The organism is Nocardioides sp. P5_C9_2, from assembly GCF_054049555.1.
The window spans coordinates 1-8,158 of record NZ_JBFUMD010000136.1 but is presented as its reverse complement, the minus strand read 5'-3'; the positions used below and the strand labels follow the sequence as shown (position 1 = coordinate 8,158).

7 protein-coding genes are annotated in these 8,158 nt (G+C 71.1%); 4 read left to right on the top strand and 3 right to left on the bottom strand.

The window, feature by feature from the left end; all coding sequences use genetic code 11:
• Together ACXJKL_RS08985 and ACXJKL_RS08980 are read right to left on the bottom strand one after the other, a co-directional pair.
• Positions 1-1,100: thymidine phosphorylase (locus ACXJKL_RS08985; RefSeq protein ID WP_457206720.1), on the bottom strand; the 1,100-nt coding region annotated here is incomplete at its 3' end.
• The gene (locus tag ACXJKL_RS08980) at positions 1,097-1,486 is read right to left on the bottom strand and encodes a cytidine deaminase (RefSeq protein ID WP_457206719.1); all 390 of its coding nucleotides are present in this window, start codon (positions 1,484-1,486) and stop codon (positions 1,097-1,099) included. The genes ACXJKL_RS08980 and ACXJKL_RS08985, both read right to left, overlap by 4 nt.
• 160 nt (positions 1,487-1,646) lie before the next feature.
• Here ACXJKL_RS08980 and ACXJKL_RS08975 point away from each other — a divergent pair, with 160 nt between their 5' ends.
• The 4 genes from ACXJKL_RS08975 (at position 1,647) to ACXJKL_RS08960 (ending at position 6,947) form a co-directional block, all read left to right on the top strand.
• A complete protein-coding gene (locus ACXJKL_RS08975; RefSeq protein WP_457206718.1) occupies positions 1,647-2,744 on the top strand; it encodes a BMP family lipoprotein in 1,098 nt (365 codons plus the stop codon).
• 116 nt (positions 2,745-2,860) lie between these two features.
• Positions 2,861-4,375 carry an ABC transporter ATP-binding protein gene (locus ACXJKL_RS08970; RefSeq protein ID WP_457206717.1) on the top strand — a complete coding sequence of 505 codons (1,515 nt, stop codon included), beginning with the start codon at positions 2,861-2,863 and terminating at the stop codon, positions 4,373-4,375.
• Positions 4,372-5,658 (top strand): ABC transporter permease, encoded by a 1,287-nt coding sequence (locus ACXJKL_RS08965; RefSeq protein ID WP_457206716.1) that lies wholly within the window; start codon positions 4,372-4,374, stop codon positions 5,656-5,658. Before ACXJKL_RS08970 ends, ACXJKL_RS08965 begins: the two co-directional genes overlap by 4 nt.
• Entirely contained in the window at positions 5,655-6,947 is a 1,293-nt protein-coding gene (locus tag ACXJKL_RS08960) for an ABC transporter permease (protein ID WP_457206715.1), read from the top strand. The genes ACXJKL_RS08965 and ACXJKL_RS08960 overlap by 4 nt, the downstream gene beginning before the upstream one ends.
• Positions 6,948-6,965: 18 nt before the next feature.
• Here the strand turns inward: ACXJKL_RS08960 and ACXJKL_RS08955 are convergent, their stop codons facing one another.
• A complete protein-coding gene (locus ACXJKL_RS08955) occupies positions 6,966-8,126 on the bottom strand; it encodes an amidohydrolase (RefSeq protein WP_457206721.1) in 1,161 nt (386 codons plus the stop codon).
• Between the last annotated feature and the right edge of the window lie 32 nt (positions 8,127-8,158).

Sequence of the window (8,158 nt, the reverse complement as noted above, 5' to 3'; positions counted from 1 at the left end):
GCCCCGGCCTGCACCGGGTCCTCCTTGCGGGCGCGGCCCGCGCCGAGGCGCCACGCCGCCAGGCCCACGGCCATCGCGTCGAGCCGGGTCAGGGTGCCGGTCGCCGGGGCGTCGACGACGTGCGACTCGCGGGCGGTCGGCAGGGGCGCCTCCGGGTCGCCGCCCTGGGCACGGATCATCGCCGTCCACGCGTCCATCGCGCTGCCGTCGGCCAGCCTGTCGGCCGGGTCGACGTCGGTGACCCCCGCGCCGGCGAGCATCTCGCGGGCCAGGGCCACGGTGAGCTCGACGACGTCGGCGGGACCGCCCCCGGCCAGCACCTCGACGGACTCGGCGACCTCGATCGCGTTGCCGGCGGTGAGGCCCAGGGGCGTGCTCATGTCGGTGAGCAGCGCGACCGTGTGGACGCCGGCGGCCTTGCCCAGGCCGACCATGGTCTCGGCGAGCTCGCGTGCCCGGTCGAGGTCCTTCATGAAGGCGCCGGTGCCGACCTTGACGTCGAGCACGAGCGCGCCGGTGCCCTCGGCGATCTTCTTGGACATGATCGAGCTGGCGATGAGGGGGATCGCCTCGACGGTGCCGGTCACGTCACGCAGCGCGTAGAGCTTCTTGTCGGCCGGCGCGAGGCCGTCGCCTGCGGCGCAGATGACCGCGCCGACCTCCTCGAGCTGGGTCAGCATCTCGTCGTTGGACAGCGCCGCGCGCCAGCCGGGGATCGACTCGAGCTTGTCGAGCGTGCCGCCGGTGTGGCCCAGGCCGCGCCCGGACAGCTGCGGCACCGCGACGCCGCACGCGGCGACGAGCGGAGCCAGGGGCAGGGTGATCTTGTCGCCCACCCCGCCGGTGGAGTGCTTGTCGGCGGTGGGGCGCGACAGCGAGGAGAAGTCCATCCGCTCCCCCGACGCGATCATCGCGTCGGTCCAGCGGGAGATCTCGCGCAGGTCCATGCCGTTGAGCAGGATCGCCATGGCCAGCGCCGACATCTGCTCGTCGGCGACGTCGCCGCGGGTGTAGGCGTCGATGACCCAGTCGATCTGGCTGTCGGTGAGGGCCTGACGGTCGCGCTTGGCGCTGATGACCTCGATGGCGTCGTGCGTCACGTGATGTCCTTCAAGTCGTCGGGGCCGAAGGCCATGGGCAGCACCTCGGCCATGGTGCGGACGCCCTCGGGCGTCTCGATGAGGAGCGCGGCGCCGCCGTGCTCCCAGAGCAGCTGGCGGCACCGTCCGCACGGCATGATCACCGCGCCGTCGGCGTTGACGCACACGAAGTGCGTCAGCCGACCCCCGCCCGTGGCGTGCAGCGCGGACACGAGCCCGCACTCGGCGCACAGCGTCACGCCGTACGCCGCGTTCTCGACGTTGCAGCCCACGACCAGGCGGCCGTCGTCGACGAGCGCGGCGGCGCCGACCGCGTAGTGGGAGTAGGGCGCGTAGGCGTGTCCCATGGCGGTGACCGCCTCGGCGCGCAGCTGTGTCCAGTTCACCGGGGCAACTATGGCGTATGACAGGTTGGGGCTCTCAGGTGGCAAAGAGGTCACAGACGGATACCGATTGGCGCTTTGCCACCCACCAGCGCCCGAGCACAGGCATCATTCTCCCGATATGCGCCCCCACCCCGGGGGCGATTCGAGTATGGAGGCATCTGTGAGGAACACGAGGAAGGTCGTCACGAGCGGCCTCGTGGCGCTGCTGGCGACCGCGACCCTGGCCGCATGTGGCGACGCGCCCGAGGAGGAGAGCAGCAGCGGGAGCGAGTCGACCGCGAGCGACTTCCAGCCGTGCATCGTCTCCGACGCCGGCGGCTTCGACGACAAGTCCTTCAACCAGCTGGGCTTCGAGGGCGCCACCCAGGCCGCCGACGAGCTGGGCGTCGAGCTCAAGTCCGTCGAGTCCAACAGCGAGAACGACTACGCCCCCAACCTGGAGAGCCTCGTCGGCGAGGGCTGCGACACCATCGTCACGGTCGGCTTCGCGCTGTCCGCGGCCACGGTCGACTCGGCCAAGGCCAACCCGGACATCAACTACGTCCTCATCGACGACGCCGCCGACAACGACTTCGACGGCACCAAGGACGCGGACAACGTCAAGCCGCTCCTGTACAACACCGCCCAGGCGGCGTTCCTCGCCGGCTACGCGGCCGCTGACTACACCAAGACCGGCACCGTCGGCACCTACGGCGGCCAGCCGTTCCCGACCGTCACGATCTTCATGGACGGCTTCAAGCAGGGCGCGGAGTACTACGCCCAGGAGAAGGGCAAGGACGTCAAGGTCATCGGCTTCGAGGGCGGCGAGAAGGGCTCCTTCACCGGCGGCTTCGAGGCCAACGAGGCGGCCACCAGCACGGCCCGCCGCATCCTCGACCAGGGTGCCGACGTGATCCTGCCCGTGGGTGGCCCGATCTACCAGGGCGCGCTCACCGCGATCCAGGACTCGGGTGAGGACGTCGCCCTGATCGGCACCGACGCCGACGTGTTCGAGACCGACCCGAACACGCAGGACGTCATCATGACCTCGATCCTCAAGGACATGAAGGTCTCGACGTACGAGGCGATCATGTCCGCCGGCAACGACGAGTTCGACCCCGAGACCTACATCGGAACCCTCGAGAACGGTGGCGTCGGCCTGGCGCCGTTCCACAACTTCGAGGACAAGGTGTCCGACTCGCTCACCGGCGAGCTGGACGAGGTCAAGGCCGGCATCATCGACGGCTCCATCGAGGTGAAGTCCTACCTCGACCAGTGAGGTAGCACGCAGCACTGCCCGATCCACCACGGGGAGGCCGACCGCGAGGTCGGCCTCCCCGTGGCACGTCCCCTTGGCGGAGGCCCCGCGGTCCCGCGTGAATAGGATGCTGTCCCATGAAGCTCGTCCTTCGTAACATCACCAAGAGATTCGGCTCGCTGGTCGCCAACGACCGGATCTCGCTCGAGGTGTCCCCCGGTGAGGTGCACTGCCTCCTGGGTGAGAACGGCGCCGGCAAGTCCACGTTGATGAACGTCCTCTACGGCCTCTACCAGGCCGACGAGGGCGAGATCGTGCTGGACGACGAGGTGCAGCACTTCGCGGGTCCCGGGGACGCCATGGCCGCCGGCATCGGCATGGTCCACCAGCACTTCATGCTGATCCCCGTCTTCACGGTCGCCGAGAACGTCATGCTCGGCAACGAGTCCACCGGCTTCGCCGGCACGCTCGACCTGGACGCCTCGCGCGCACGCGTGCGGGAGATCTCCGAGCGCTTCGGCTTCCACGTGGACCCCGACGCCCTCGTCGAGGAGCTCCCCGTCGGCGTCCAGCAGCGGGTCGAGATCATCAAGGCACTCTCGCGCGACGCCCAGGTGCTGGTCTTCGACGAGCCGACCGCGGTCCTGACGCCCCAGGAGACCGACGAGCTGATGGAGATCATGCGCCAGCTCAAGGAGGCCGGGAAGGCGATCGTCTTCATCACCCACAAGCTCCGCGAGGTCCGCGAGGTCGCCGACCGGATCACTGTGATCCGTCTCGGCAAGGTCGTCGGCGAGGCCGAGCCGACCGCCAGCAACGCCGAGCTCGCCTCCCTCATGGTCGGGCGGCCCGTCGAGCTCGTGGTCCACAAGGACGAGCCCCGGCTGGGCGACGACGCCCTCGTGGTGAAGGACCTCCGCGTCCGCGACGCGCTCGGTCACGTCCACCTCGACGGCATCAGCTTCACCATCCGGGCCGGTGAGGTGCTGTGCGTCGCCGGAGTGCAGGGCAACGGCCAGACCGAGCTGACCGAGGCCCTCCTCGGCCTCCAGGACCACGTCGAGGGCTCGGCCACCCTCGACGGCAACCAGCTCGTCGGACGGTCCGTGCGGCAGGTCCTCGACGCCGGCGTCGGGTTCATCCCCGAGGACCGCCAGGCCGACGGTCTCGTCGGGGGCTTCTCGGTCGCCGAGAACCTCATGCTCAACCGCAGCTTCCGCTCCCCCTTCGTGCGCCGCGGCTCGCTGCGGATGGACGCCCTCGAGGAGTTCGCGACGGAGAAGCTGAAGGAGTACGACGTCCGTGCCCCCGACATCCACACCGAGGCCGGCAAGCTCTCCGGCGGCAACCAGCAGAAGGTCGTCGTGGCGCGTGAGCTCTCACGCGACCTGCGCCTCCTGGTGGCCGCCCAGCCGACGCGCGGCGTCGACGTCGGTTCCATCGAGTTCATCCACAAGCAGGTCATCGCCACCCGCGACCGCGGGGTCCCGGTCCTGGTCGTGTCCACCGAGCTCGACGAGGTCGTCGCCCTCGYCGACCGGATCATGGTGCTCTACCGCGGGCACGTGGTCGGCATCGTGCCCGCCGACACACCCCGCGAGACCCTCGGACTGATGATGACCGGCGAGCGACCGAAGGACGTGGTCGCGTGAGCGGCACCGACGACACCCCCCAGACCGAGGCCGAGAAGCTCGGCGGCCCGGAGCCCGTGGCGACGAGGGGCCCGGACTCCCCAGGGGCCCCGGAGGCCCCGGAGGCAGGGCCCGAGGGCCCCAGCCGCACGCACTCGATGCTGCGGGAGATCGCCTCCGGCAACGCCCTGGCCGGTGTGCTCGCCGTGGTGCTGGCCGTCGCGGTCGGCTCGCTGATGATCGCGCTCACCGACGAGCGGGTGCGCGACACCGCCACCTACGTCTTCGCGCGCCCGGGCGACTTCTTCTCCGCCACCTGGGACGCGATCTGGGGTGCCTACACGGCCCTGTTCCGCGGAGCCGTCTACAACGACCGGGTCGACGACTTCGCGACCCAGATCCGTCCGCTCACCGAGACCCTCAAGTTCGCCGCGCCGCTCATCGCGGCCGGGCTCGGGGTCGGGCTGGCCTTCCGGGCCGGGATGTTCAACATCGGTGGGCGCGGCCAGATGCTGCTGGCCGGTGCCGCCGCCGGGTGGGTCGCGTTCACGTTCGACCTCCCGATCATCGTCCACCTGCCGCTGGCGATCATCGCCGGCATGGTGGCCGGCGCGCTGTGGGCCGGCATCGCGGGCGTGCTCAAGGCCCGCACCGGCGCCCACGAGGTGATCGTGACGATCATGCTCAACTACGTCGGCTTCTACCTGGTGTTCTTCATGCTCTCCCGCCAGGGCCTGCTGCAGGCACCGGGATCGGGCAACCCCAAGTCGGCGCCCGCCAAGGAGTCCGCGATCCTGCCGCCCATCCTCGGCGACCGGTTCAACCTGCACCTCGGCTTCCTGCTGGCCCTGATCTCCGTGGCGTTCGTGTGGTGGCTGCTCAACCGGGCCACCCTCGGCTACCGGATCCGTGCCGTCGGCGAGAACCCCAGCGCCGCCCGTGCCGCCGGGATCGACGTCGGACGCACCTACGTCGTGGTGATGCTGATCGCCGGGGCGCTGGTGGGCCTGGCCGGCGCCAACCAGGTGCTGGGCACGGTGACCAGCGGCGTCACGGTCGACCTCGACGCGGGGATCGGCTTCGACGCCATCACCGTGGCGCTCCTCGGCCGGTCCCGACCGCTCGGCATCCTCGCCGCCGGGCTGCTCTTCGGCGCGTTCAAGGCCGGTGGCTTCGCCATGCAGGCCTCGCAGGGCATCCCGGTCGACATCGTCCTGGTCGTCCAGTCCCTGATCGTCCTCTTCATCGCGGCACCGCCCCTGGTCCGCGCGATCTTCCGGCTTCCCGCCCAGGAGGCGAAGTGAGCACCCCCGGCCTGTCCCCCGCCCCCGCGCCCACCTCCGCCCCGGTGATCGACACCGTGCCGGTGGTGAGCCGCAAGGCCCCGGTCATCTTCGGGGTCCTCACCCTGGGCATGGTGCTGATCCTGCTCTTCGCGGCCCAGTCCGGTGACACGACCTTCCGCCTCAGCGCCAGCACCGACTTCGCCACCCTGCCCGAGCTCACCGTGCCCGCGATGGCCGGCGCCTGGACCATGACCGTGGCGTGCGCGCTGCTGACCGCCGAGTCCGTGCGCCGCTACCTCGCGCGCCGGGCCACGCCCATGTGGATCGTCGTGGTCTTCGCCCTCGCCTGGATGGCGGGCTTCCTGACCTGGGCCGCGGCCGGTCAGACCGTGCCGGTGGTCGGCCTGCTGGCCGGGTCCATCGCGTTGGCCGTGCCCCTCGTCTTCGGCGCCCTGGGCGGCGTCCTCGGCGAGCGTGCCGGAGTCGTCAACATCGCCATCGACGGTCAGCTGCTCTTCGGCGCCTTCGCGGCCGCCCTGGTCGGCTCGCTGACCGGGTCCCCCTGGGTCGGCCTGCTCGCAGCCATGGTCGCCGGCGCGCTGGTGGCCCTGGTGCTCGGCCTGTTCGCGATCACCTACTTCGTCGACCAGGTCATCGTGGGCGTGGTGCTCAACGTGCTGGTCATCGGCCTCACCAGCTTCTTGTTCAGCCAGGTGCTGGCCCCCAACGCGGCGAGCCTCAACACGCCGCCGCGCTTCCAGCGCATCCCGATCCCGGTGCTGGGCGACATCCCGCTCATCGGGCCGATCTTCTTCCGCCAGACCGCCGTGGTCTACCTGCTCTACATCGCGGTCGCCCTGGTCGCCTTCGCGTTGTACCGCACCCGCTGGGGCCTGCGCGTGCGTGCCGTCGGCGAGCACCCGATGGCCGCCGACACGGTGGGCATCAAGGTCAACCGCACGCGCTACCGCACCATCCTGCTCGCCGGTGCGATCGCGGGCATGGGCGGCGCGTTCTACACGTTGGTGTCGGTGCCGCAGTTCAACCGCGAGATGACCGGCGGTGCGGGCTACATCGCCCTCGCCGCAGTCATCTTCGGCAAGTGGGACCCGATCCGGGCGACCCTGGCCGCGCTGCTCTTCGGCTTCGCGTCCAACCTGCAGGGCGTCCTGGCGGTCATCGGCTCACCGGTGCCCAGCCAGTTCATGCTGATGCTTCCCTACGTCATCACGATCTTCGCCGTGGCCGGGCTCGTCGGCCGCTCCCGGCCGCCGGCCGCGGACGGCGTGCCCTACCGCAAGGAGTAGGCGGCGCCGGGTCGGCCCTCAGCGTCGCAACGCGGTGACGGCCGACTCGGCGAGCACGCGCGCGCCGATCATGGTGGCCCGCTCGTCGACGCGCAGGTTGCCCTGGTGGAGGTCGTACGTCGGGCCGCCCGGCGTACGCGTGCCCAGGCGGGCCATCGCGCCGGGCACCTTGTCGAGGTACCACCCGAAGTCCTCGCCGCCCAGGCTCTGCTGGGTCGAGACGTGGCCGTGCGGGCCCAGGACGCGCTCGACGGCGTCGCCGAGGATGCGCGTGCTGGCGGCGCCGTTGACCACCGGCGGCACGCCGCGCTGGTAGGTGACCTCGGCGGTCACGCCGTACGGGGACACGATCTGGGTGACCAGCTGGCGCACCAGGTGCTCGGCGTCTGCCCACGCGACGGCGTCCAGCATCCGCACGGTGCCGGCCACGAGGCCGGCGTGCGGGATGACGTTGGGCGCGGAGCCGGCGCGCACCATCCCCCAGACGACGCTCACCCCGGCGCGTGGGTCGAGGCGGCGGCTGAGGATCGCCGGGAGCTCGGTGATGAGCTTGCCGATCGCGAAGGTGAGGTCCTCGGTGAGGTGCGGGCGGCTGGTGTGGCCGCCCTTGCCGGCGAGCCGGACGCTGAGCGAGTCGGCGGCCCCGGTGATCGGACCCTCCCGCATGCCGAGCCGGCCCACGTCGAGGCTGGGGTCGCAGTGCAGGCCGAAGACGTGCTGGACGCCCTCGAGGGCGCCGGCGCGGATCAGGTGCAGGGCACCGCCGGGCATGACCTCCTCGGCCGGCTGGAAGAGGAGCCGCACCCGACCGGGCAGGAGCCCGTGCTCGTGCAGCGCGGACAGGGCGAGACCGGCGCCGACGAGGCCGCTGACGTGCACGTCGTGGCCGCAGGCGTGGGCGACCCCGGGCACCGTGCTGCTCCACGGGTCGTTCGTCAGGTCGTCGATGGGCAGCGCGTCGACGTCCGCGCGCAGCGCCACCAGGCCGCCGCCCTCGCCGATGTCGGCCAGCAGTCCCCCGCCGTCGAGGCGGGTCAGGGACCACCCGGTGCCGTCGAGGTGCTCGACGATCCGGTCGGTGGTGCGAGACTCGGTCCAGCTGAGCTCGGGGTGGGCGTGCAGGTCGCGACGCAGGTCGATCAGCTCGTCGGAGTACTTGTCGACGACCTCGTCGACCAGCGCCGCGGCGTCGGTCTGGGAATGATGAGGCA